General features: G+C 71.1%; 26 protein-coding genes. 11 read left to right on the top strand and 15 right to left on the bottom strand.

All coding sequences use genetic code 11. From position 1 onward, the window contains the following. Window positions 1-50: 50 nt before the first annotated feature. From ACFHWT_RS01975 to ACFHWT_RS01955, 5 genes are all read right to left on the bottom strand, one after another. A complete protein-coding gene (locus ACFHWT_RS01975; RefSeq protein WP_416592849.1) occupies window positions 51-4076 on the bottom strand; it encodes a polymorphic toxin-type HINT domain-containing protein in 4026 nt (1341 codons plus the stop codon). A gap of 392 nt (window positions 4077-4468) precedes the next feature. Continuing rightward, window positions 4469-5347: a DNRLRE domain-containing protein gene (locus ACFHWT_RS01970; RefSeq protein WP_416592848.1), complete on the bottom strand. Its 879-nt coding sequence runs from the start codon at window positions 5345-5347 to the stop codon at window positions 4469-4471. After that, window positions 5348-6190: a hypothetical protein gene (locus ACFHWT_RS01965; RefSeq protein WP_416592847.1), complete on the bottom strand. Its 843-nt coding sequence runs from the start codon at window positions 6188-6190 to the stop codon at window positions 5348-5350. It abuts the gene before it with no gap. A 139-nt stretch (window positions 6191-6329) separates the two neighbouring features. Beyond that, window positions 6330-6908, bottom strand: coding sequence for a hypothetical protein (locus tag ACFHWT_RS01960; RefSeq protein ID WP_416592846.1), 579 nt, complete (start codon window positions 6906-6908; stop codon window positions 6330-6332). Window positions 6909-6972: 64 nt separating this feature from the next. Next, the gene (locus ACFHWT_RS01955) at window positions 6973-8184 is read right to left on the bottom strand and encodes a hypothetical protein (protein WP_416592845.1); all 1212 of its coding nucleotides are present in this window, start codon (window positions 8182-8184) and stop codon (window positions 6973-6975) included. A 137-nt stretch (window positions 8185-8321) separates the two neighbouring features. On the opposite strand from ACFHWT_RS01955, the gene ACFHWT_RS01950 reads away from it, so the two are divergent. Together ACFHWT_RS01950 and ACFHWT_RS01945 are read left to right on the top strand one after the other, a co-directional pair. Beyond that, window positions 8322-9281, top strand: coding sequence for an intradiol ring-cleavage dioxygenase (locus tag ACFHWT_RS01950; RefSeq protein WP_416592844.1), 960 nt, complete (start codon window positions 8322-8324; stop codon window positions 9279-9281). Further along, window positions 9278-9550, top strand: coding sequence for an FCD domain-containing protein (locus tag ACFHWT_RS01945; protein WP_416592899.1), 273 nt, complete (start codon window positions 9278-9280; stop codon window positions 9548-9550). The genes ACFHWT_RS01950 and ACFHWT_RS01945 overlap by 4 nt, the downstream gene beginning before the upstream one ends. 68 nt (window positions 9551-9618) lie before the next feature. On the opposite strand, the gene ACFHWT_RS01940 is transcribed toward ACFHWT_RS01945, so the two are convergent. Beyond that, a complete protein-coding gene (locus ACFHWT_RS01940) occupies window positions 9619-10239 on the bottom strand; it encodes a C39 family peptidase (RefSeq protein WP_416592843.1) in 621 nt (206 codons plus the stop codon). Window positions 10240-10722: 483 nt separating this feature from the next. Between ACFHWT_RS01940 and ACFHWT_RS01935 the strand changes: the two genes are divergently transcribed. After that, window positions 10723-11040: a DUF2087 domain-containing protein gene (locus ACFHWT_RS01935; RefSeq protein WP_416592842.1), complete on the top strand. Its 318-nt coding sequence runs from the start codon at window positions 10723-10725 to the stop codon at window positions 11038-11040. A 12-nt stretch (window positions 11041-11052) separates the two neighbouring features. Here the strand turns inward: ACFHWT_RS01935 and ACFHWT_RS01930 are convergent, their stop codons facing one another. From ACFHWT_RS01930 to ACFHWT_RS01920, 3 genes are read right to left on the bottom strand one after another with little or no spacing between them, the layout of a single operon-like run. Beyond that, window positions 11053-11889 (bottom strand): ABC transporter permease, encoded by an 837-nt coding sequence (locus ACFHWT_RS01930; RefSeq protein WP_416592841.1) that lies wholly within the window; start codon window positions 11887-11889, stop codon window positions 11053-11055. A gap of 2 nt (window positions 11890-11891) precedes the next feature. Then, window positions 11892-12722 carry an ABC transporter permease gene (locus tag ACFHWT_RS01925; protein WP_282231521.1) on the bottom strand — a complete coding sequence of 277 codons (831 nt, stop codon included), beginning with the start codon at window positions 12720-12722 and terminating at the stop codon, window positions 11892-11894. Further along, the gene (locus ACFHWT_RS01920) at window positions 12719-13705 is read right to left on the bottom strand and encodes an ABC transporter ATP-binding protein (protein ID WP_416592840.1); all 987 of its coding nucleotides are present in this window, start codon (window positions 13703-13705) and stop codon (window positions 12719-12721) included. Before ACFHWT_RS01920 ends, ACFHWT_RS01925 begins: the two co-directional genes overlap by 4 nt. A gap of 142 nt (window positions 13706-13847) precedes the next feature. Here ACFHWT_RS01920 and ACFHWT_RS01915 point away from each other — a divergent pair, with 142 nt between their 5' ends. After that, window positions 13848-14891 carry an EamA family transporter gene (locus ACFHWT_RS01915; RefSeq protein WP_416592839.1) on the top strand — a complete coding sequence of 348 codons (1044 nt, stop codon included), beginning with the start codon at window positions 13848-13850 and terminating at the stop codon, window positions 14889-14891. 10 nt (window positions 14892-14901) lie between these two features. Further along, entirely contained in the window at window positions 14902-15786 is an 885-nt protein-coding gene (locus tag ACFHWT_RS01910; protein WP_416592838.1) for a diacylglycerol/lipid kinase family protein, read from the top strand. Between the two features lie 49 nt (window positions 15787-15835). Here ACFHWT_RS01910 and ACFHWT_RS01905 read toward each other — a convergent pair whose 3' ends face one another. The 3 genes from ACFHWT_RS01905 to ACFHWT_RS01895 are packed head-to-tail and all read right to left on the bottom strand — an operon-like array spanning window position 15836 to window position 17568. Further along, window positions 15836-16033 carry a DUF397 domain-containing protein gene (locus tag ACFHWT_RS01905; protein WP_281550693.1) on the bottom strand — a complete coding sequence of 66 codons (198 nt, stop codon included), beginning with the start codon at window positions 16031-16033 and terminating at the stop codon, window positions 15836-15838. Beyond that, window positions 16030-16701 (bottom strand): DUF5753 domain-containing protein, encoded by a 672-nt coding sequence (locus ACFHWT_RS01900; protein ID WP_416592837.1) that lies wholly within the window; start codon window positions 16699-16701, stop codon window positions 16030-16032. Before ACFHWT_RS01900 ends, ACFHWT_RS01905 begins: the two co-directional genes overlap by 4 nt. Before the next feature lie 45 nt (window positions 16702-16746). Continuing rightward, complete coding sequence (locus ACFHWT_RS01895; protein WP_416592836.1) at window positions 16747-17568, bottom strand: transposase family protein; 822 nt, start codon at window positions 17566-17568, stop codon at window positions 16747-16749. A 126-nt stretch (window positions 17569-17694) separates the two neighbouring features. Between ACFHWT_RS01895 and ACFHWT_RS01890 the strand changes: the two genes are divergently transcribed. Continuing rightward, window positions 17695-17898: a hypothetical protein gene (locus tag ACFHWT_RS01890; protein WP_416592835.1), complete on the top strand. Its 204-nt coding sequence runs from the start codon at window positions 17695-17697 to the stop codon at window positions 17896-17898. A gap of 20 nt (window positions 17899-17918) precedes the next feature. Here the strand turns inward: ACFHWT_RS01890 and ACFHWT_RS01885 are convergent, their stop codons facing one another. The 3 genes from ACFHWT_RS01885 to ACFHWT_RS01875 all read right to left on the bottom strand — a co-directional run bounded on the left by ACFHWT_RS01885 (window position 17919) and on the right by ACFHWT_RS01875 (window position 19830). After that, window positions 17919-18461 (bottom strand): GNAT family N-acetyltransferase, encoded by a 543-nt coding sequence (locus ACFHWT_RS01885; protein WP_416592834.1) that lies wholly within the window; start codon window positions 18459-18461, stop codon window positions 17919-17921. Window positions 18462-18507: 46 nt separating this feature from the next. Next, a complete protein-coding gene (locus tag ACFHWT_RS01880) occupies window positions 18508-19113 on the bottom strand; it encodes a hypothetical protein (RefSeq protein ID WP_416592833.1) in 606 nt (201 codons plus the stop codon). A gap of 234 nt (window positions 19114-19347) precedes the next feature. Then, window positions 19348-19830: an NUDIX domain-containing protein gene (locus ACFHWT_RS01875; protein ID WP_416592832.1), complete on the bottom strand. Its 483-nt coding sequence runs from the start codon at window positions 19828-19830 to the stop codon at window positions 19348-19350. Window positions 19831-19935: 105 nt separating this feature from the next. Here ACFHWT_RS01875 and ACFHWT_RS01870 point away from each other — a divergent pair, with 105 nt between their 5' ends. Genes ACFHWT_RS01870 through ACFHWT_RS01850 form a run of 5 tightly spaced genes read left to right on the top strand, consistent with a single transcriptional unit; the run spans window position 19936 to window position 23854 of the window. Continuing rightward, complete coding sequence (locus ACFHWT_RS01870) at window positions 19936-20424, top strand: YbaK/EbsC family protein (RefSeq protein WP_416592831.1); 489 nt, start codon at window positions 19936-19938, stop codon at window positions 20422-20424. Then, a complete protein-coding gene (locus tag ACFHWT_RS01865) occupies window positions 20421-21233 on the top strand; it encodes a monooxygenase (protein ID WP_416592829.1) in 813 nt (270 codons plus the stop codon). The genes ACFHWT_RS01870 and ACFHWT_RS01865 overlap by 4 nt, the downstream gene beginning before the upstream one ends. Before the next feature lie 13 nt (window positions 21234-21246). Further along, a complete protein-coding gene (locus ACFHWT_RS01860; protein ID WP_281550699.1) occupies window positions 21247-21849 on the top strand; it encodes a GNAT family N-acetyltransferase in 603 nt (200 codons plus the stop codon). Then, on the top strand, window positions 21846-22682 hold the full coding sequence (locus tag ACFHWT_RS01855) for a carotenoid biosynthesis protein (RefSeq protein WP_416592828.1): 837 nt from the start codon (window positions 21846-21848) through the stop codon (window positions 22680-22682). Before ACFHWT_RS01860 ends, ACFHWT_RS01855 begins: the two co-directional genes overlap by 4 nt. Then, window positions 22679-23854, top strand: coding sequence for a glycosyltransferase (locus tag ACFHWT_RS01850; protein ID WP_416592827.1), 1176 nt, complete (start codon window positions 22679-22681; stop codon window positions 23852-23854). Before ACFHWT_RS01855 ends, ACFHWT_RS01850 begins: the two co-directional genes overlap by 4 nt. Window positions 23855-23858: the final 4 nt, after the last annotated feature.

Here is a 23858-nt window from a genome sequence, read left to right as displayed (position 1 = left end):
GAACTCCTTCCAGGAGTCAGCCAGAAACTGCAATTCCTGCGAGACAATGATCACGATGGACCTCCAACGACCCAAGAGATTGCATCGGCGGGCACCCGACCCGTCAGTAGCACCTCTCCGGAAGATTTAGCTCTATTGATTGCAGTAAAACCTTTGATGCCATGCTGCGCCCGCCCCGCGTCAGTGGATAGATCGAAAACGCCACCTGAAACCTTGTCAAGATCAATCCTAACCATACGCCCCGATGACCATTGATCTGCGGCAGCCAAACTTCTCGTGGTGGAAATGTACTGCGATCGCCAGTTGGCTCGACTCCCGTTCAGCACATGTCCGGCCGGCGTGTACGTCGCACCTGGGTTCTTCGCAACCAGACCACCCGCTGGATCCTCATCCGGTCGCAGATTTCGATAGACGAAATCACCTTCGCCCTGGTCCGGAACACTGCAGCTGCACTTCCTTCCAGTGGCATCCGTGCCGCCGCCGCAGTTGTGGACGAGGACGGGGTGGTCGCCGGCGAGTACATGGTACGTGTGGGTGTGGGCGACTGTCAGGTCGCGCATCTCCCGCTCGTCCCGGCGGGTCTGGACCGACACAACGGTGACCTCGCCGCGACCGGCTACCCGCAGCCGGGTGCCGGGTGTGAGGTCGCTGGCGTTGGTCCATGCCTGCCGGTCTTCGTCCCAGAAGGGGTGGTTGGGAGTGGTCTCGACGACGACCGTCGCGCCGTCGCTGTCGCTACGGTCGCGGTTGTCGTTGTCTCTGGTGCGAACCCGGACGTCGGTCAGCTCGCGGTCGGTGTTGCGGTGCAGCTGGGTGACGGGTTTCGGCGACGATGTGCCGGTCACCGGGTCGGTGGCTATGACCTGGTCGCCGACGTTGATGTCGGCGATGGGGCGGGTGGTGCCGTCGGCCATCAGGACGCGGGTGTCGGGGGCGAAGCTGTGCGTACGGCATCCCGGACCCGACCCGCCACGACCACTTGAGGCGGACGGACCGGCGGTGCTGCCGCCGCGTCCCGGTGGAGCCCGTGCGGGGCCTGCACCGCCGCCCTTGCGGCCGATCAGGTTGAGTCCCGGCACCGACCCGAGTGCGGCGGCTCTGAGGTCGACCCGTCCGGTGGTGGCGGCCTGGGAGATGACATCGGAGATGCCGTTCTCCACCGCGTCACTGGCCAACCGGGCGGTCACCCCCGAGCCGGCCTTCGCGGCGATCGCCGTACCGACCTTCGCCGCGATCGCCCCACCGGCACCACCGGCCAGGCCCATGATCGCCCCCGTACCGAGCGAGCCGAGCGCGTCACCGACGGAGTGGATGTCGCCCTGCGCCACATCCTTCGCCAGGTTGATCAACGCACCCGCGCCCACCATGCAGGCGACCGCACCGGCACCGGCGGTGACCGCCGTACAGGCCAGCCCGGCGACGACCGCGCCGGCGATCGCGGCGACCTCCAGGATGGTGTCCTTGTGCTCCACCACCCACTTCTTGGTGGCGTTCGCCGCGTCCTTCACCACGGTGACGGTCTTCTTCACCACCCGGGTCGCTTTCGCGGCGACCTTCTTCGCCGCCTGTTTGACCTGGGCGACTTTCTGTTTCACCTTCTGTTTCGCCTTGGCGACCTTCTTCGCCACGTACTTCTTGGCCTGGTTGACCTTCTTCTTGACCGTCTTCTTCGCCTTGGCGTACGTCTTCTTGACCTTGTTCTTGACCTTCGCGGCCTTGGCCTTGACCTGGTTGACCTTCTTCTTCGCGGCGGTGGTGACCTTCTTCTTCGCGGCGGTGGTGACCTTCCTCGCCGCGGTCTTGGTGACCTTCTTCGCCTTCTGGTAGGCGGCGCTGCCGTAACTCGACACGCTGGACACCGCCCGGCGGGTGACGCTGGACACCTTCGACGTCGCCTTCGACGCCAGCTTCGCCGCCGCCTTCAACGGGTTGCCCCAGTGCCCGGTCGGGTCGATCGTCGTCAACGGGGTGCCGTCGCCGTACTGGTAGCGGTTCGCCGCGATCGAGTCCGGCACCGGGCTGTTGGCGGCGGTGTCGCGGGTGTCGAACTGCCCGGTGTCGGTGTTGTACCAGCGGGCGTGCATGTTCACCCGCGACGTGGCCGCGTCGGTCCACTCCGACTGGTAACCCAGACTCCCCACGATTCCGGTGCTGGCGAGGACCTTGCCGAGCGGGTCGTACGTGGTCGCCCCGGCCAGGGTGGTGCCGGTCGTCGTGAACTGGCCGACCACGTCGGTGTGCAGATCCGTCCACACCAGCCGCTGCGTCCCACCCGCCGTCCCGGCCACGACCTCACCCGACGGCCCCCGCACATACGTCGCCGTGTCGTCGGCCGCCAGGTCGTTACCGACCCCGGTGTACGCGAACCCCGGCCGTACCGCCCGACCCAACCCGTCGTAGTCGTAGGTACGCGCCGGACCACCACCGCCGGTCTGCTGGCTGTGCACCTGACCGAACGCGTCGGCGGTCGTGGCGACCGTGCCGGCGGCGGCGAGGGTGCCACGGGCGGTGTACGTGTACGCCGTCCCGTCGGCGGTCAGCAGCCGGTTCCGCTGGTCGTAGGTGAACAGCTTGGCGCCGTTCTGCACCCGGTTACCGGCCTTGTCGTACGCGTACACCACGGTCGCCGAACCGTTGTTCCACGACGTCAACCGGTCGGCCAGGTCGTAGCTGTAGGTGTTGGTGACGGCGGCACCACCGAACCCGGTGGTCGTCTTCGAGACCAGGTTGTCGTTTTCGTCCCAGCCGTAGCCGATCGCCGCAATCTGCGTACCGCCGGAGGTCTTCAACGTGTCGCCGGTGAGGCGGTGCAGGTCGTCGAAGCTGAACTCCCGACGGTTGCCGGTGCCGCCATAGGTGATCTGTGAGACCTGCGACAGGTTGTTGTACGCGTAGCCCATCGTGACGCCGGCCGTCGGGTTGGTCAGGCTGGCCAGCCGCCCGGCGGTGTCGTAGCCGTAGCTGGTGGTGCCGGCCGCGTCCTGCCGGCTGGCCAGCTGCCCGCTGCCGTTGTACGTGAACGTCGAGTTGCCGACCGGGCCGCTGATCGACAGCGGCAGGTCCCGGTCGTCGTAGCTGATCGTGTTGGTGCCACCGCCGCCGGAGAACTCGGTCATCCGGCCGCCGAGGTCGTAGTCGAAGACCCGGTCGATGGTGGTCGCCTCCGCGCCGGAGCCTTCCTGACGCAGCAGCTGGCCCATCTCGTCGTACTCGCTGCTGATCGTCACCCCGCCGGGCAGGAACTGGGTCACCGGTCGGCCGGCGGCGTCGTAGGCGACGCTGAACGTCCGGTCGGCCGCCGCCGGGTGCGCGGTGGTCGACGGCTCGATCTGCTTCTCCGGCAGATGCCACGGGTTGTACCCGGTCCAGAAGGCGTTGCCGCGCCCGTCGGTGAACCGGGTCCGGTTGCCGGACAGGTCGTAGCCGAACGTGGTGACGATGTCGTCGGAGCCGGAGATCGGCTGGGTGTGCTTCGTGAGCGCACCGGTGGCGTCGTACTCGAAGGTGGCGGTGGTGCCGCGCCCGTCGGTCGCGGCGGTCACGTTGCCGGCCCGGTCGTAGCTGGTGGTCTCCCGCACCAGCTGCACGCCGGCCGCGTCGTACATGGCGGTCGCCAGGACCCGGCCGGTCAGATCGTGCTCGACGTTGGTGTAGCTGTCGTCGGGCAGGGTGGTCCGGGTCATCCGGCCGGCACCGTCGTAGGTGTACTCGGTGGTGTTGCCGGCCCCGTCGGTGACGGTCAGCGGCTGCCCGACCGCGTTGTACGTCGCGGCGGTGGTCACCCCGGTCGGGTCGGTCACCTGGGCGAGCCGGCCTCCCGGGCCGTAGCTGTACGTGGTGGTGTGGTTGGTGCCGGTCTGCCGGACCACGTCCGTGCTGGTCTCCTGCCGGCCCAGGTAGTCGTAGGTGGATCTGGCCACCGCGCCGGTCGGGTCGGTGGTGGTCAGCAGGTCCCCGGCCAGGTTGTACGCGTACCGGGTGGTGCCGTCGTTCGGGGTGACCACCTTGGTCAGCCGGCCCAGCTGGTCGTAGGTGTACTCGGTGGTCTCGTTGAACGGGTCGGTGACCGAGGCCACCTGCCCCGACGCGTCGTAGGCGTAGGTGATCTCCGGGGTCGGCGTCGTAGCTGGTCACCGACCAGTTGCCGGACGGGTCGAGGGTGTCGGTGACCTCGTCGAACGTGTTGTAGCCAACCCAGGAGGCGGCCTTGGCCAGCACCGGCGACGGGCTGTCGACCGACTGGGCGTACGCCGCCGGGGCGGTGGTCTTGACCGCGTTGCCGCCCTCGTCATAGGTGATGTACGTGGTGTCGCCGTTGGCGTCGGTGGCCGCGACGACCTCGCCGTTGGCGTCGACCTGGTAGCTCTCCCGCACCACGTGGGCGTCGGCTGCCGGTGCGGTGCCGCCGTGCACGGCGGCGACCTCGGTCGGGCTGAGCGCCTTCTGGTACGCCTGCACGTCGCTGATCTCACCGGGCCAGAAGTTGCCCCGGGATCCGTTCCACATGCCGGCGCCGACGACGAACGTGCCGCGGGCGGTGAACGGCTTCGCGCCGCGGCGCGACGTTGTCGGTGTAGGTCAGCTCGACGTACGGCTTGTAGGCGCCGCCGCCGTAGTTGGCCGAGGTGAACCGCTTCCAGCCGTTGGAGTCGGTCTCCGAGGCGGTCAGCGCCAGGCCGTGGTTGGTTTCGCCGGTGGACCAGTCGTTGAAGGTTGCGACGTTGAGCGGCACGGTCACCCATTTGCCGACGCTGCGGTCGCCGGAGGTGTTCTGGCAGGACGGATAGTTGTCGGTGACGGTCAGCGAACCGATCGAGCTGGAGATCGCCGGGCCGGGATGGCTGGCGGTGGACAGGTTCGCCACCGTCCACGCCTGGTTGACCCGGTGCACGGAGAAGGCCCGATGCTCGGAGCAGCTGTAGGCCCAGGTCAGGTAGAGCTTCAGTTTGGCGGCGGTGATCCGCTTGCCGATGAACCCGTCGTCGTCGAACTCGTCGAAGTGGATGAACGAGCGGGCCTTGACGCCGCCGCCGTCGTAGGTGCCGACCGGCAGGTTGTCACCGTTGTGGTTGGTGGTCAGGGTGTCACTGTCGACGTACACGTCGCCGGTGGTGCCGGTGGTGGCGGTCGGGTCCACCCGGACGGGGTAGACCCGGGCCGGGTCGTCCAGCCAGGCCCGGTCGGCGGTGACCTTCAGCGCCTGGCCGCCGCCGGGCTGGTTGACCAGCTCGAAGTCGACGTCGGGCGACTGGGCCGGCGCGCCGGAGTGCGGGTCGACGTTGCTGTCTTCCATGAACCCGCGCGGGAACCAGACCCGGGCGGTGCCGTCGGCGTCGACCAGCTCCACTCAGCCTTCGGCGGTGAGCCGGGGCGTCAGCCCGGTCAGGTCGAGCGGGAACGTCCAGGTCGACGGGGCCTGCGGTGAGTGCAGGACCAACGTCTCCTTGAGCCCGGCGTCGAAAGTGATCAGCTCCAGGTCGGTGTGCGGCAGGATGTCCCGGTAGATGGCGGTGTTGCCGTCGGTCTCGGCGACGACATCGGCGGCACCGTCCAGCTCGTAGGCGACCCGCTTGCCGTCGGGCAGTGCCAGCACCCCGAGGTCGGTGTCGCCGGTGCTGCCGGCGACGCTCACCTGCAGGCTGTTGGCCCGCATGTGCAGCCGCCCGTCGCGGCGCTCGACCAGGTCGGTGTCGATCGGACGCCAGCTGCCGTCGCCGGCCCGGTAGTTGACCGGCCGGCTGTAGGTGCGCACCGTCGTGGAACCGTCGGCGTTGTCGTAGACGTCGGTGCGGGCGGTGGCCTCGTCGGCGTCCCGGCGGCTGGTCGCCGCGTCGAATCCGGGCTCGGCGACACCGGTCGGGGTGGTCGGTGCCGTCGGGTCGTGCGGCTGGTACGGCGGCAGTGTGTCGGCTGCCTGGCTGACCCGGCGGCCCGCGCCGCCGGCCGCGGTGGTCTCCCCGGCCGGCACGTGGTGCTCGCCGGTGAACGGTGCCGGGCCGGCCATCACCGGCGCGCCGAGGGCGGCTGCCGCTGCCGACCACAACGGACGGTTGACCGCCCACGACCACAGCCACGACGTCGGCCAGGAGTCGGGCGGTACGGCACCGGCCGGCACCACCACGGTCAGTCCGAAGAGCAGCAGCGTCAGGGTCGCGATCTGGCGGGACGCACGACTGATGGCACGGCGCATGGCCGCCCGCCCCCGTGTACAAAGACTGTCCGACGTTGATCACGCCGACATCAGACAGTCTCCGACGACATGAGCGGAGCGCACAAGCGCCCGTACGGAGGGTTGACTTAGATCAACCCTCGGCGATTTAATCCCGGGCTCAGTCGTCGGCCGGGTCACCGACCGCTGCGGCGACCAGGTCGCGTACCCGCTGCTGGACAGCGGCCGGATCGGCGTCTGACACCACAGTCACGTTGCCGGCGTCGCCCGCCGGCTGGCCCTCGGCGACGAGTACGAAGTCGACCTGCGGGTAACGGGTGGCGTCCCCGGTCGTCGCGGCGGTCGGCGCCTCGCCGACGGCCAGGACCAGTTGACACTGGCTGCCAGCCAGGCTGGCGAGATATCCGGCGGCGTTGTCGGCGGTCTGCGGCCCGTTGACTTCGAGGAACTGCACCCTGGCCCGGGTCTGCAGTGACGCGTCCTGCATGCCGGCCCAGACCGGTGCGGCGGCCGGGTCGGTCACCCCGGCGGCTCCGGTCAGCAGACAGGCCGTGACGTCGCGGTACTCGCGGGCGCGGGGCTCCTCGGAGCCGTCCGGCCACAGCACCACCGCCAGCAGCACCGCCACGAGGACGACCAGCCCGGCACCACCGGCCAGCAGGGCGATCCGCTTGCGCCGCTGTCCATCCTGGAGGCTCTGCGGCCGCTGCCCGGCCCGACCGTCCTTGCGCTTCGTCACGGTCGCACCCTACCCGTACCGATCCGCACCGGGCCGGACCGTCCACACCGGCAGGCACCGCCGGTCAACTGTCGGCACCGGGTCCGCCGATTGTCGGGCCGGCGGGCCAGAGGACCGCCAGGTCGGCCGGGGTCAGCGGGCCACGGTACGCGGCCCGCAGCACCGCCGCGCCGGTCTCGGCGCCGCCCCGGTCGGCGAGCGCCACGAACCAGTCGACACCGGCCGGGTACGCCCACAGGTACGACCGCAGCTGCGGGTTGACGCCACGGTCGGTCAACGTGTCGCCGATCTCCTCGTCGGACCAGAACGGCACCCGCTGCCGGGCCCACGCTACGCAGTCGTCGACCGGTACGCCGTCGTCGACCGCCCGGTGCAGCCCGGCCCGGACCAGTTGGGTGTAGTGCGTCACCCGCACCCGTGCCACCGCCGCCGCGTCGTCGCCGGTGACGAACAGCGGCAGCGCCTGCGCCAAGCCCTCCAGCAGCACCTGGGTGTCCGTGTGCACCGACAGCAGGCGTACCGCACCGTCGTCCACGGTTGACCATTGGGCGTACCAGCTGGCCGACTGCAGAGCGTGGCCGAGCACCTCGTGCAGCGCGAACACCCGGGCCTGCGTCTCGGTGAACTCGGCGCGCTGCCGGTTCAGCCGCAGCCGGGCGGCGGAGCCGGCCCCGTCCAGCCAGTACGACCAGTAGGCGTCGACGTCGACCCGTTCGATTGTCAACTGGTACGGCGCGGCGGTGCCGGTCGCCGCGCGTACGAGGGGTTCCAGCTCGGCCGCCGCCTGCTCGATGGCGTCCGGGACGTCCTGGCGGCGCAGGATTCCTTCGGCACGGGCCAGTTGGCCGGGGAGCCCGTCGTTCCAGTCGACGCCGAGGTCGGCCAGGCTCGCGCGGGCCCGGTCGCCGACCGCCGCGAGGTGGTCGTCCGGCCAGCCCGCCGCACCGCAGCCCTGGGTCCGCCGGATGTAGTCGGTCAGCGGCAGCCGCTCGCCGAGCATGGCCCGCAGGTAGGTGATGTCCGCGTCGACCCGGGCCCGCAGCCGGTCGTCGGCCCGGCAGTCCGGCTCGTCGGCGACGGCAGTCAGTTCGTCGGCGACGGCGGTCAGTCCGGCCAGTACGGCGAGCCGGCTGGTCGCGGGGGTGGGCGGTGGGGCGGCCGGGTCGAGCGACGCGCAGTCGTAGTCGATCACCGGGGTGGCACCACGTCGGCGCTCGTAGCCGTCCCACGCCCGCAGCGTCGCCTCGACCCTGTCCCGTACCGGCATCGTCGTCACGTTCCCCATCCTTGCGTACCGACTGGCACAGCCAACTTCCAGCTGGGATCCAGCGGGCTGCGGGCAACGGCGGTGAGGGTTGGTCGCAGATCCGCACGACACCCGACAGTGAGCCCTCTTGACGAACGGAGAAACGGATGCGACGCGACTCCCGCCGGGACACCACCCCGCGCTACCAGGGACGTCCGCTGGCCCGTCCCGACGAGGACATCGTCGACCAGGGCCTCGGCTTCGACCTCGGCACCCTGCTGGGTCGCCGGCAGGTGCTGCGGGCGTTCGGCCTGGGGGCCGCGACCCTCGGCCTCGCCGCCTGCAGCGCGAACACGGGCGCCAGCGGCGGCACCTCGGCGGCGGCCACGGCCGCTGCGGCGACCGGCGAGATCCCGGACGAGTCCGCTGGGCCGTACCCCGGTGACGGCTCCAACGGGCCCGACGTCCTCGAGAAGAGCGGCGTCGTCCGCAGCGACATCCGCTCCAGCTTTGGCGAGTCCAGCGGTACGGCCGAGGGGGTGCCGCTGACCCTGGAGCTGACCGTCACCGACTTGGCCAACGGCGGCGTTCCGTTCGTCGGCGTCGCCGTCTACGTCTGGCACTGCGACCGAGAAGGCCGCTACTCCATGTACTCCGAAGGCGTCACCGACCAGAACTACCTGCGCGGCGTTCAGATCACCGACGCCGACGGCAAGGTCACCTTCGCCACCGTCTTCCCCGGCTGCTACACCGGCCGCTGGCCACACATCCACTTCGAGGTCTACCCCGACGAGGCCAGCATCACCGACGCCGGCAACGCCATCGCCACCTCCCAGGTCGCCCTCCCCCAGGACGTCTGCGACACCGTGTACGCCGAACCCGCCTACGACTCATCGGTCACCAACCTCGCCCAGCTCAGCCTCGACACCGACAACGTCTTCGGCGACGACGGCGGGGCGAGCCAGCTGGCCACGGTGACGGGTGACGTCTCGGCCGGCTACGCGGCGACGCTGGCCGTGCCGGTCGACACCACGACGGCACCGACCGGTGGCGGCGCCGCTCCCGGCGGTGGTGGACCGGCCGGCGGTGGGCCCGGCGGGGCACCGCCCAGCGGCATGCCGTCCTGACCTGCCACGTACTGCCGCGGGGTCAGCCGCCCCCACCGTCGTCCGCTTCGCCACCCCTAGCCGATGCCACCGTCGTACGGCAGGTCGCTGCATTTCCAGTCCCGGACCACCAGTTTTGCGTGGCATCCAACCGCGGCCACCGGCGAATCTACGAACGCATCGCCGCGCACGACCCGGAAGGCGCCGCGGCGGCGATGTTCACGCACATCACCGAAGCCTGGCTCGTCCGCCGCAGCGGACCCGGCGAACCGGTCCGGCTGCAACGGTAGGGCCGGTCCCCCGACATGCCGCTGGCCGGGTTCCCGTACGGGAACCCGGCCAGCGCACCTGTCATCGGTCAGGCGGAGTAGCCGCGCTTGGCGGTCCAGTCAGCCAGCACCTCAAGATCCATCCAGTACTCCTGGCCCTCGTAGTACGGGTCGGCGATCTTCACCGTGTCACCACCGTCGCGGTAACCGGTCACCGTCAGGTAGTGCCCACCCTCGTACGAGTGCGCCACCCCGTCGACGTCCGACGCCGTACCCATGATGTTCGCGACCACGGCCCGGTCGTCGTCCACGGCCTCACGCACATCGGCCTTCAGCTTCTCCACATGCTCCGGCTTCGCCGCGGCCGCACCGATCGACACCGTCTCGTACTCGTCGCCACCGGTCACCTCGTTCAGCACCCGGGTCGTCTCCTCAGCCGAATCGGTACCGGCCTCGGTCGTCCCCAACTTGCCCGCCACCTCGTCCTGCGACGGAGCATGACCCTGCGCCGTCAACGCGATCCGCGTCGCCGCCGGCCCGCAGTAGTAGAAATTCGGCTGCGCCTCGTACTGCACCGCCACCTCACGCGCACCACCATCAGCGGCACCCGGACCAGCCGCCTGCGCCGCCACCGCGGGAGCGGCCACCACACCACCAGCGGTCAGCAGACCAGCAACCGACAGAGCAGACTTACGGAAGATCGTGTTCATAGCAGAATCTCCGTTCCGAGGGGAATGAACCAGACACCAGACCCACAGGCGATGACCGGTCACGAACGGGACAGAACAGAACACGCACAAAGAAATCAAGATCAGAAACGCCCAACGACCTGCGCACACCCGCCGGTCCAGGCGGGAAGCGGTCTCACCGGCGCACCGGATACAACCACCCGGGGCTGCCCGGCATTCCGCACCCGGCGGGGCCGCAGACCCGGCCGCACCCGCACCGGGCGACAGACCAGACGGACCAGGCGGACCAGGCCCGGCAGATCAGCCCGGCCACTCACCTACTCGGTCCAACGCCGGGATCCAACGCCGCCCCGCCGGCCGATGTTCCCCCGCGCCCGGCACCTCAGCCACCCGCCCGCCGCGCCACACCGAACCTCGCAAACGGCGCCTGACGCCCATCGGTGTCCTGCGTCCACCCGAAAACCGATGGCGACCTTGGCGGCGGGTTGCGTACCGTCCGGCGGCATGAGCGCCGAGTTGAGCCCGTTCATCCGCGAGGGACGTCTCGTCTCGTTGCCGGCCCGGCAGGCGCGCCGCCGCCCGGTGCTGGCGCACATCGCGCAGGCGTGTTTCGAACGCGACGTGGTCTACGACGAGTCGACGGTCGACGAACGGTTACGCCGCTGGTGTGATGGCGGTGCGGTGGACCACGTGACGGTCCGCCGATACCTGATCGAAGCCGAGCTGATGGTCCGGGCCGACGGCCGGTACTGCCGCAACGCGCTGGCGTTGCCCTACCCGAACACCGCAGAGCGGTACGTGGAGTCGATGGGCCTGAGCTGAGCCGACCGGCCATCAGTTGCCGGCGGACTCGTAACGGCGCAGACCGGATCGGAAGATCAGCGCCGCCACGCCGACGCAGTAGGCGGCGATCAGCGGGGTGAGCCAGCCCAGCCAGGTCGGACCGACCCCGGCGCGGGCGGCATCGCCACCACCGGCACTGAGCACCGCGCTGGCCGGGAAGAATCCGACGAAGGCGAACGGCAGCCCGACCACCAGCACCAGCCGCACCCCGAACGTGTAGACCGACACCGGGTAGCGGGCCAGGTCACCGATCTGGTGCACCGCGTACGCGAAGATCGAATGCGGACTCTGCAGCCAGAACGCCGACGAGTTGGTGGCCAGGCTGATCGACAGCTTGACCGCCATGCCGCTGGCGAACAGCCCCAGCCCGCCGACGACCAGCGCCGGGGTCCAGGCGACGTCGACCCGCCACACCGCCCAACCGAACATCGCCCCACCGGTGACCAGGTTGCCCAGCCCGTTGATACCGACGTCGTCGCTGAGCACCTGCAGCACCACCGGGTAGGGCCGGATCAGTTTGTAGTCCAGCTCCCCCTTGTTGACCAGCCACGGCAGCCGCCACACGCCCTCGAACAGCAGCGGCCCGACCGCGTCGGAGAGCACCACGATCGAGTAGATCAGGACCACCTCGGCGAACGTCCAACCATTGACCTGCGGCACCCGGGAGAAGACCGCGCCGAGAAATGCCAGGCCGACGAGCTGGGTCAGCGCCGACCCGGCGACCAGGATCCAGAAGTCCGCCTCGTACTCCAGGGTGGACCGTAGGTGGGCACCGAGGCTGCGCCGGTAGAGCCGCAACCCCCGGCGCAGGCCGGTCCGTGATTGCATGATCAACCCCCGTGTACGGTCAGTTGGCGCACCGCCGACCGCCAGGCCAGCCGGGCACCCCACCACAACGCCACCGTCCACACCGCCTGAATGCCGATCAGCAGCCAGGCGTCGGATCCGGTCGCCTGGCCGAGGTAGATCGTCGCCGGAGTGAACGTCATGCCGGCGAACGGCAGCACCGCGGCGATCGCCTGCAGCCAGCCGGGCAGCAGGGTCAACGGCACCAGCGCCCCGGAGAACAGGTTGGTGATCGCTCCCCGGGCCAACGAAACGCCAAAAATGTTCTGCGTCCAGAAGCACAGCAGAGCTGTCAGGTAGACGGTGGTGAACCGCAACGGCAGCACCAGCAGCGCGCTGACCGCGAACAGCGCCGCCTGGCCGGGCGGCGGCACCGGGACCGGCCCGGTGACCGCCAGCACCACGGCGCAGACCGCCAGCGAGAAGGCAACCTCGACGGCGGCGATGCCGAGCGTCTCGGCGAACCGGGCCCGCTGGTAGTCGACCGGGCGGGTCAGGTCGACCGCGACCATGCCATCGCGGATCCGGGCGGCCATCTCCCAGTCACCGAACGACATCAACGACCCGGTGACATAGGCGATCAGCAGGTACGCCTTCATCTGCGGCCAGCTGAACCCGCCGACGCTCGTCCCGGAGCCGAGCAGCACCGCCCAGATGGACAGCATGGCGAGCAGCTGCAGCAGCACCCCGGCCATGCCGAGGACGAAACTCAACGGGTACGCGACCGCGCTGCGGGCCGCCACCCGGGCCAGCGCCCGGTACGGCCGGACACCGCTGGACCGGGCCGGGGCGTCGGTGGCGGCGACCGTGGTCACGGTGCCGGCACCAGCCGCAGCTCACCGGCGTACACCTTGCGGACCACGTCCTCGATGGCCGGCTCGTCGATGCGCAGGTCGCGTACCTCGGACACCGCCGACACGGCCGCGATCACCTGGCCGGCGGTGACCGCGAACCGGTCGAACCGGACGGTGAACTCGCCCGGCGTCGCGCCGGCGGCGACCTGTGCGCTGCCGACGGCGGCGGCGACCGTGTCCAGCTCCACCGGGTCGGCCAGGTGCAGGTGCATCGAGCGGTGCCGGGCGAACTGGTCCTTCACCCCGGCCAGCGGGCCGTCGTAGATGATTCGCCCCTGGTCGATGATCACGATCCGCTGGCAGAGGTCCTCGATGTCGCCGAGATCGTGGGTGGTCAGGATCAGGGTGGTGCCGTCGGCGCGCAGCTCCCGCAGGAACGCCCGGACCCGGTCCTTGACCGCGATGTCCAGCCCGATGGTCGGCTCGTCGAGGTAGACCACCCGGGGACGGTGCAGCAGCGCGGCAGCCAGGTCGGCCCGCATCCGCTGACCGAGGGAGAGCTTGCGGGCCACCACCGGCAGCAGCTCACCGAGCCCGAGTACGTCGTCGAAGCGCTCCAGCTGCTCCCGGTAGGTGGCCTTGTCGACGTCGTACAGGTCACGCAGCAGGGCCAGGGACTCGCGGACCGGCAGATCCCACCACAGCTGGGTACGTTGGCCGAACAGCACACCGATCTGTCGGGCGTTGGCGACCCGCTGCCGGTGCGGCACCACCCCGCCGACCCGGACCTGCCCGGCGGTCGGCACCAGGATGCCGGCCAGCAGTTTCACCGTGGTCGACTTGCCGGCGCCGTTCGGCCCGACGTACGCCACCGCCTCGCCCGCCTCGACCCGCAGATCGACGCCGTCGACCGCGACATGGTCGGCGAACCGGCGTACCACCAGGTGTTTCAGCGCGCCGCGCAGACCCGGGTCCTTCACCGGCCGGCGGAATCGTTTGGTCAAGCCATCAGCTTCGATGAAGGCCATCTCCGAATGGTGCCGTACCCGTGCGTCGCCGCCCACCGAATTTCGGCCGGCGGACCACCATGCGGTAAGGGCCGATATCGGGTACGGCGCTGACAGCGGCGAGGGTAGCCTCACCGCCGTGACGACTGCGTTCGCCCGTCGACCGGCGCTCGGCCTGGCCATGGTGGTCGGGGCCAGCGCCCTGTTCGCAATCAACGGCACCGTTTCCAAGCTGGTGCTGCGAGCCGGGCTGGACGCCCCGCAACTGACCGTGCTGCGGGCGGTCGGCGCCTTCACCGGGCTGCTGGTGCTCAGCGTCGTGCTGCGGCCCGGTGCCCGCCGGGTGCGGCTGCGGCGCCGCGAGGTTCCGCTGCTCGTCGCGTACGGGCTGACCGGTTTCTTCCTGGTCCCGATGCTCTACTTCGTGGCCATCTCCCGGCTGCCCGTCGGCATCGCGCTGCTGTTCGAGTACACCGCGCCGCTGATGGTGGCGGTCTGGGCCTGGGCCGTGCAACGCCAGCAGGTGCGGTCCCGACTGTGGGCCGGGCTGGCGCTGAGCCTGCTCGGGCTGGCCTGCGTGGCGCAGGTGTGGAACGGGCTGACCCTCGACCCGCTGGGGGTGGCCGCCGGGCTGGGCGCGGCCGTCATGCTCGCCGCGTACTTCCTGATCGGCGCCCGGGGCGTCCAGGACCGCGACACCCTGTCCCTGACCACCTGGGCGTTCGGCGCGTCGGCGATCGCCGGGCTGATCGTCCGCGCCGCCACCGCCGGCCTGGACGGCTGGCAGCCGCTGCTCACCCGTACCGAGGGCGGGATGCCGGTCGCGTTGCTCTGCTGCTACGTGGTGGTCCTCGGCTCGATCGTGCCGTACCTGATGATCACCGGCGCGTTGCGGCACCTGCCGGCGACCAGCGTCGGCATCGTCGGCATGGTCGAGCCGGTGTTCGCCGCTACGGTGGCCTGGGTGGTGCTGGGCGCGAGCGAGGCGTTGAGCCCGGTGCAGCTGGCCGGCGGCGCGTTGGTGCTGACCGGAGTGGCGCTGGCCGAGACCGCCCGGACCGGCACCGGCGTGCCGCCCGCCGTACCGCCGGCACCCGACGGGCCGCTGCCCCCCGGACCACAGCTGCCGGACGGCCGGCCGCCGTCGGCCGCGGCTGGCGTAGTGGCGGGCGGCGGCGGGTAGGAACAGCGGTATGAGTGCACCGAAACGGGTCGCCGTCGTCGCGCACCGCAAGAAGACCCTCGGCGGCGGCCTCGACGAGTTGCGCGCGGCGATCGCCGGGCACGGCGCCGAGGACATCGACTGGTACGAGGTGCCGAAGAGCCGCAAGGCACCGAAGAAGGCCCGCCGGGCCGTCGAGCGGGGCGCCGAGCTGGTCTTCGTGTGGGGCGGCGACGGGATGGTGCAACGCTGTCTGGACGCGCTGGCCGGCCGCGATGCCACCGTGGCGATCATCCCGGCCGGCACGGCGAACCTGCTGGCGGGCAACATTGGCGTACCGGAGGACCTCGGCGAGGCGGTCCGGATCGGCTTCCAGGGCGAACGGCGCCGGCTCGACCTCGGCAGGATCAACGGCGAGCATTTCGCCGTCATGGCCGGGGCCGGTTTCGACGGGCGGCTGATCCGCGACGCCGATCGGGACCTGAAGGACCGGGCCGGCAAACTCGCGTACGTCTGGACCGGTCTGCGCCACGTCGGCGGCGACACTCCCCGGATCCGGATCAAGGTCGACGGCACGACCTGGTTCGACGAGCCGGCCAGCTGCGTCCTGGTCGGCAACGTCGGCCGGATCACCGGCGGCATCCACGCCTTCGACGACGCCCGGCCCGACGACGGCTGGCTGGAGGTCGGGGTGACCACCGCGCAGGGAGCCGCCGAGTGGGCGCGCACGCTCGGTCGAATGGCGGTCGGGCGCTCGGAGCGCTCCCCGTTCGTCCGGATGACCCGCGCCAGGCGGGTCGACATCCGGCTGGCCGAGCCGATGACATACGAGCTCGACGGCGGCGCCCGGGGTCAGGCCAAGAAGATGAAGGTACGGGTGGTGCCCGCCGCGATCACCGTCTGCGTCCCGGCCTGACTCCGCCCGCCGGATCGACGGGCTGCCGGGCTAAGCGGGCTAAGCGGGCTCAGCGGGTGACGGTCAGCCCGGTCACGAAGGCCGACCAGGCGGCCGGGCCGAAGGCGAGCAACGGGCCGGTGACGTCCTTGCTGTCGCGGACCAGTACCCGGCCAGGGAGATTGTCGGCGACCTCGACACAGGTGTTGCCGCCGTTGCCGGACCGGGTCGAGGTACGCCATCGTGGTGTCACACTCGTACCGCTCATAGTTCCTTCACCAGACCTTCGATCAGCTCACGTGATGCTCGCTCGGGAAGCGCCTCGGTCAGCAGACTGTCCCAGATCCGCACCACCTGCTCCACACCGCTCGGATGGTCCACGGGATGCCCGAAGACCCCGTCCACATGCACCACGTCGTCGCCCTCGGGCAGCGTATCGATGACGAATCCACCGGACATGCCAGCGTACGCCCCAGCGCTGAGCGGCACCACGTACAGCTTGATCCGCCGCTCGTTCATCAGCGTAAGCAGATAGTTGAGCTGCTCGCGCTGTACAACCGTGTCGCCGACGATCCGGCGCAGCGCCCCTTCGTCGACCACGGCGACAAACACCGGTGGCTTCTCCCTGGCGAGCAGCCGTTGGCGATCCAACCGCATGGCCACCTGATCCTCGACCCCGTCTGCGGTGTACAGGCCGGTGCCGGTGAAAACCGCACGCGCGTATTCCTCCGTCTGCAGCAGTCCCGGCACCAGCAACGGCTCGTACATCCGCAGCTTGACCGCGCGGTCCTCGACCGCGCGCCATGACGCAAACCAGCTCGGCGCTTGCGTCTTGTTGATCAGATCCAGCATCTCGGCGAGAAGACCGCCGGTATCCAAGGCTGCGTCAGCACCCGCAGCCAAAGTCATCGTCGGCCGGCGCCGCCCCGTCTCCACCGCCGCAATGAGCCTGTCCGAGCAAGCTTCTGATCACAGGCTGTGTCAGGTGGTCCGGTCGTGTTCGATGTGGAGGACGACGAGGGCGGCCGCGACGATCTGACTGATGCGCCAGGGGTTGAGGCTGACGTTGCGGAGTGCCTTGAAGGTGGTCTTCAGGAGGCTGTTGCCGCGTTCGCCGACGGCTCGGAGCCGGTTGTGGGCCTGGTTCAGCTGTTGTTTGGCGAGGGTGAGTCCGCCGTTGGGGGGTCGTTTGAACGCGACGACGACGGTGTCGGCTTCGCCTTGGTAGCCGAGGTCGGTCAGGGTGCGTAGTTCGCCGCGGACGGCTTTGAGGGTGTCGAGCAGGCCGGGGTGGGCGCGGAGACAGGTGGTGTCGTGTTCCCGGCCGGGTCGTACCGGTGAGGTCCACAACGGCCAGCCGTCCGGGGCGGTGATGACCTGGACGTTCCCGCCATGGTTCTTGTGTTTCTTCGCCCACCACAGGTCGACGCCGTCGGTGGGGCCGGGGGTGGACACCCGGTCGGTCTCGATCACCGTGCCGTCGAGCAGGACGTAGTCGTAGCCGGCGGCCTTCGCCGCGAGCAGCGCGGCGTGCAGGCCGGGGGCCTGGGCGGCGAGGACGTCGATGCCCTCGTGCAGCCGCTGGTAGCCGGTCGACTCGCTGATCGCGTTGTCGAGGGCCAGCTGCTTCACGCGGGTGCCGTCGAGCAGCCACCGCAGGACCATGACGGCCTGCCGGTAGCAGGTCAACACCCGGGTGCCGGTCCTTGTCCCGATCCGTTGCCGCTCGGCGGACAGCAGGGCTGACAGGCGCAGGACGGTGGCCTCACGGACGGGCAGGATCGCGGTGTAGGAGATACTCATGGCGCACGGAACTCCGGGGGATGTGATCTGTAGGAGGACCACTTCGTACCGGAGTTCCGTGTCTCCGCCCCGGTGACCCGGATGAACGGGCGATTCCTACACTTTCCGGGCGGTCACCCTCCGCGCATGTCCCGTTGCCCGGAATGGCTCAATGGTGGAGGCGCTGTAGTTGATTTTCGGGGCAAGCTGATCCTGCGAGACATCCGCCGCTGCCCTGGCCGCTTTGAAGGCCTTGATCCACATATCGACATCCACCAGCCGATCCGATCAGGAAAGAATAATCGAATCAATACGCTGTTGAGCTCTCGGATGGGCATCCTGTCGAACTGACCGAGGTGCGCCCGTCGTGGTCAGTGCGCGCGCGGCGGGACCTGGATCCGAAATAGCGCGTGGCGGCGCACCGGGCCATCGGGCACGTTCGGGTGGTCGAAGTCGCCGTCCGGGTCGCGGGTCATCCCGATCCGCCGCATCACCGCCTGCGAGCGCAGGTTGCCGACGGCGGTCAACGCGACGATCTCCGGCAGGCCCAGGGCGTCGAAGCCGTACGCCAGGCAGGCGCGGGCCGCTTCGGTCGCGTACCCGTGGCCCCAGGCGTCGCGGCGCAGCCGCCAGCCGACCTCGACCCCGTCGAACGGCATGTTGGCCTCCACCGGGCTCAGGCCGCTCATACCGATGAACTCGCCGGTCGCCGCCACCTCGACCGCCCACCAGCCCCAGCCACGTTGGTCCAGGCCAGCCTGGCAGCGGGCCATGGTGGCGGCACTCTGCTCGCGAGTCGCCAGGCCCGGGAAGAACTCCCGCACCTGGGGGTCGGCGTTCATCGCCACCCACGGCTCCAGGTCGGACCCGCGCCAGTGCCGCAGCACCAGGCTCGACGTGGTCAACTCCGCCATGGCGGCACTGTAGCGCCGGCGGGTGCGGCGAGAACGTCGAGCCCGGTCACCGGCCGGGTAGGAGGATCACCGTACGGCCACCACCGACCAGCCCTTCCTGGCAGGAGAAGCCGGTGCCCTGCAGCCAGCGTCCGGTGACCGCCACCGGATAGGTGACCTCCACGGTACGGCCTGCGTCGGTGGTCGCCGAGAACCGCATCGGCAGTGGTGTCGCCAACTTGTGCATGATCGTGTCGCAGTCGAAGGTGACCCGTACGTCGACGGAGCCCACTCCCCCGGGCCGTACGCGGGTCTGCCCGCCCGTGTCGGCCACCGCCAGGCCGGGGGACTCCGTGTCGAGGACCCGTACGGTGATCTGCTGCGTTCCGGTGTTGACCACGGTCATTTTGGCGTTCAGTTGCCCGTCGGCTGCACTCCATACCTCGCCGGCGAACGCCACCACCGATCCGGCGGTGGCCGCCGCGGCCCGCTGGTGCTGGTAGTCGTTGAGCAGCCAGCCGCCGAGGCCGCCCACGGCCGCGCCGGCCAGCAGTACACCGACCAGCCGGCCCGGTCCGCGAAAGCGTCGCCGCGCCGCGTCGCCAGCCGGTGCCCCGGGCGCTGTCGCGCCGGTCGGCCGGTCGAGATCGATGAGCCGCCCCTCCGCCGTCACCGGCCCAGGCTAGTCGCAACGCCGACCCGGTCAGGCAATGGCCGCTGCACAGCGGACGCAGCGTCACCACTTCGGGTTCGGAGCACCGGCCGGCAGCATGAGCCGAACACCAGATACCTGTTCCGGCGTCGATCAGGTATCTGACGTTCGGCTCGCGCCGGAGCGGGCAGGCGTGCAGACGGAGCACAGCGGGTGAGCCGGTGCGCGGGGCGGGGGGCGGGTGAACGGCCGGGTTCAGTGGCGGAGCAGGCCGTGTACCGGGACCGGGGTGACGTGGCCGCTCGCCGGGCGGGTGCGGTCGAGCTCCAGTCCGACGTCGACGATCACCGCCCGGGTCAGCTGCGGCACCTGCGACAGCGGCACCCACTGCGCCAGGTCGGTGGAGCCGCCGACCTCGGGCCGCAGCGCGCCGCCGACGACCCGTACCCGGTAGAAGACGCCCAGGTTGTGCCGTTCGCCGCGGCCGGGCAGCCGGCGCTGCGTGGGCACCGTACGGGAGTCGACCCCGAGCAGCGACTCCACCTCGACCTGGTAGCCGGTCTCCTCAGCCGCCTCACGGACCACCGCGTCGACCGGATCCTCGGCGTGTTCGACCTTGCCGCCGGGCAGCGTCCAGTGCCGCCGGGAGCCGCCCGGCGAGACGTAGCGGGCCAGCAGCAGCTGCCCCTGGTCGACACAGACCGCGTAGGCGGCCACTCGCAGATGGTAGGCAGCCATGCTCAATCCTCCGCACTAGATCCGCCGCAAGGAGCATAACTCTCTCAAATAGGGTGTAAATAGTCCGGCGGCGGCACCATCCGGGTCACGAGCAAGATAGAGGCCATGCAGACACATCCGAACGTGCAGGCGGTGCAGGACGCGCTCGACGCCGCCGACGCCCGGGACGGCTCCGGTGCCGGCTGCCGGGTCCGGCTGTTGCCGGACGCGGTGCACACCGCCGCCGCAGCGGCGGCCGCCCTCGACATCGAGGTAGGGCAGATCGCCAACTCGTTGATCTTCGACGCGGACGGTGAACCGCTGCTGGTGCTCACCTCGGGCGCGCACCGGGTGGACACCGCGAAGGTCGCCGCCGACCTCGGGATCGACGCGCTGCGCCGGGCCACCCCCGAGTTCGTCCGGGAACACACCGGGCAGCCGATCGGCGGGGTCGCGCCGCTGGGCCACCCCAAGCCGGTCCGTACCCTGGTCGACGTGGCCCTGGAGCAGTACCCGGAGATCTGGGCGGCCGGCGGCGTGCCCCGGGCGGTCTTCCCGACCACCTACGCCGAGTTGCTGCGGATCACCGCCGGCTCCGCCGCCGAGGTGGCGTGAACGGTCCCGCCGACCGCACGACCCCGGTCCCCGACCACGCGGCCCCGGTCCCCGGGCTGGTCACGCTGCACGTCTGGCGGGTCCCCCGCCGACGGTTGCCGCGCGTGCTGGCCCGGATGGCCGTCGACGCCCGCCGGCTACGGCGCGTCGACGGCGTACGGTTCGCCAAACTGCTCGGTACCGGGACCGGCACCGGATTCGGGCCCACCGACGTCGACCCGACCCGGTGGGCGGCGCTGGTGGTGTGGGACGACCCGGCGACGGCGGCCGGGTTCGACACCTCGCCGGTCGGGCAGGCGTGGCTACGGATCGCCGACGCGCGGGTCCGCGTCGACCTGCGGCCGCTGCACAGCCGGGGCCGCTGGTCCGGCGTCGCCCCGTTCGGTGAGCCGGGCGGTGGGCAGCCGGGCGGTGGGCCGGGCGGTGGGCAGCCTGGCGCCGGGCGACCGGTGCTGGCGTTGACCAGGGCTCGGCTGCGGCCCGCGAAGGCGGTCACCTTCTGGCGGGCGGTGCCGCCGGTCGCCGCCGCCCTGGCCGACGCCGACGGGCTGCGCTGCCGGTTCGGCGTCGGCGAGGCACCGCTCGGCTGGCAGGGCACCGTCAGCGTGTGGCGGGACACGGCGGATCTGACCCGGTTCGCGTACCGTCACCCGCAGCACCGGGCGGCCATCACCCGGACCCCGGTGACACAGTGGTACGCCGAGGAGCTCTTCGCCCGGTTCGAGGTGCTCGGTGTCGCCGGCGACCGGGCCGTGCTGGGCTGGGCCGGAGACGACGAGGATGGGACATGCGGTGCTGGCGGCGGATGAGAGGCGGACCCCGATGAGGCTGGTGCCGTGGCTGCCGGACGACCTGCTGCGGCGGCTCGACGACGTGGTCACCGTGTACGGCGAGGCGATGAACTACCGGGCCGAGCTGTTGGAGGTACGCCGCGGCTACATCGCCACCCACGTACGGCGCCCCGGATTCCGGGCGGTCGCCACGCTCACCGCCGAAGGCGCGCTCGCCGGATTCGGCTACGGCTACCGGTCGGCCGCCGGGCAGTGGTGGCACGACCAGGTACGCGGCGCGCTGCCGAAAACCGCCCGCGGTACCTGGCTCACCGACTGCTTCGAAGTGGTGGAGCTGCACGTTCACCCGCAGGCGCAGGGGCACGGAATCGGCGCGCACCAGCTGCGTACCCTGCTCGGGATGGCCGCCGGAGCGACCACCCTGTTGTCCACCCCGGAGGCCGACGAGCAGCGGTCCCGGGCCTGGCGGCTGTACCGGCGGTTCGGCTACGTCGACGTGCTGCGCAACTTCCACTTCCCCGGCGACGAGCGGGCCTTCGCAGTGCTCGGCCGTACCCTCCCGCTGCCCCACCCGCAGGTAGCACCGGCTGCGGGGGCCGGACCGACGACGGACCCGCAGCCGCGCCGGTCATGAGCGCACGACGGGTGCTGCCCTGGGCGATGTTGGCGCTGCTGGTGCTGGCCCAGATCGGCTACCCGCTGACCGGCGGCGGCACCCGGGCCGGGCTGACCGTCGCCACCGTGGTGATCGGCTTCGTCCTGTCGGTCGGCCACGCGTGGCTGACCCGGGGGCCGCGCAGCGCCGCCGCGCTGCTGCTGGTCACCACCGGCGGCGGGCTGGCGGTCGAGGCCTGCGGGGTGGCGACCGGGTTCCCGTTCGGCGGCTACGACTACGCCGGCACGCTCGGGCCGAAGCTGCTCGGCGTACCGGTGGTCATCCCGCTGGCCTGGACCTGGATGGCCTGGCCGGCGTGGTTGGTCGCGGTGCGGCTGGTCCGCCCGGTGGTGGCCCGGATCGCCGTCGGCGCGGTCGCGCTGGCCGCCTGGGACCTCTTCCTCGACCCGCAGATGGTCACCGAAGGCCACTGGACCTGGCTGGACGCCGACCCGGCGCTGCCCGGGGTGCCGGACGTCCCGGTCGGCAACTACCTGGGCTGGCTGGCCGTGGCGGCAGTGATGATGACGCTGCTGCGGCTCATCGCCGGGGTCGGCGCCCGACGGGCCGACGGGCCGGCGGACGCCCCGATGTACGCGCTGTACCTGTGGACGTACGCGTCGAGTCTGCTCGCCCACGCGGTGTTCCTCGGACTGCCCGCCTCGGCCGGCTGGGGTGGGCTCGGCATGGGGCTGGTGGCGGTGCCGTTCGCGGTGACACTGATCCGCTCGCGGCGGGCGACTGGACCTGCTGGACGCCCGCCGAAGCAGGCGACCGGACCTGCTGGACGCCCGCCACGGCAGGCGACATGACCTGGTGGACGGCGGCTGCGGCGGGTGCGCTCGGCATCGTCGCGGTGCTGCTGGCGCTGACCGCGGCGACGCTGGTCAACACGCTGCGCTGGCTGCGCCGGCCCGGCCCGGCGGCCCCGGTGACCGAGCCGGTGTCGATCCTGCTGCCACTGCGTGACGAGGCCGACCGGGTGACGCCGTGCCTGCGGGCGCTGCTCGCCCAACGGCAGCTGACCGACTGGCGGATCCTTGTGCTCGACGACGGGTCGACCGACGGCACCGCCGAGGTGGTCGCCGAGGTGGCCGGCCACGACCCCCGGGTACGGCTGATCACCGGCGCGCCGCTGCCGGCCGGCTGGCTCGGCAAGCCGCACGCCTGCCAGCAGCTCGCCGACGCGGTCCCCGCCGCACCGGCCGGGGTGCTGGTCTTCGTGGACGCCGACGTGGTCCTCACCCCTGAGGCGGTGGCCGCCGCCGTTGGCACCCTGCGGTCGGTGCCGGCGCAGCTGCTCAGCCCGTACCCGCGGATCGTCGCCGGGTCGGTCGGCGAGCGGCTGGTGCAGCCGCTGCTGCAGTGGAGCTGGTTGACGTTCCTGCCGCTGCGCGCGATGGAACGTTCGCCGCGTACCTCGCTGGCCGCCGCCGGCGGGCAGTTCCTGCTGGTCGACCGGGACGCGTACCGGCGGGCCGGCGGGCACGCCGCCGTGCGGGACCAGGTGCTGGAGGACATCGGGCTGGCCCGTGCGGTCAAGCGGGCCGGCGGGCGGATCGCCCTGGCCGACGGGTCGGCGTTGGCGACCTGCCGGATGTACGGGTCCTGGCGGGAGCTGTCCGCCGGCTACAGCAAGTCGCTGTGGGCGTCGCTGCCGTCGCCGGCCGGCGCGGCCGCCGTCGTGGCCGGACTGATGACGTTGTACGCGGCCCCGCCGGTGTTCGGCGTCGTCGGGCTGGCCGGGCTGGCCACCGGCGCCGGTCCGGCGGCGGCGGTGCTGGTCACGGCCGGTGCCGTCGGGTACGGGCTCGGGGTGGCCGGACGGGTGTTGACCGCCCGGGCCACCGGCGGCCGGGTGATGCCGGACGGATTGGCACATCCGGTCTCGGTCGCGCTGCTCGGTTGGCTCGTGATCCGGTCCTACTATCTGCGCAAGCGGCGGCGCCTCGCCTGGCGCGGTCGTCCGGTGGCCCTGCCCTGACCGG

This window comes from Micromonospora sp. LOL_021, from assembly GCF_048060215.1.
Classification (GTDB): Bacteria; Actinomycetota; Actinomycetes; order Mycobacteriales; family Micromonosporaceae; genus Micromonospora_E.
The sequence above is the reverse complement of the archived record's forward strand: the minus strand, read 5'-3'. Positions and strand labels throughout refer to the sequence as shown.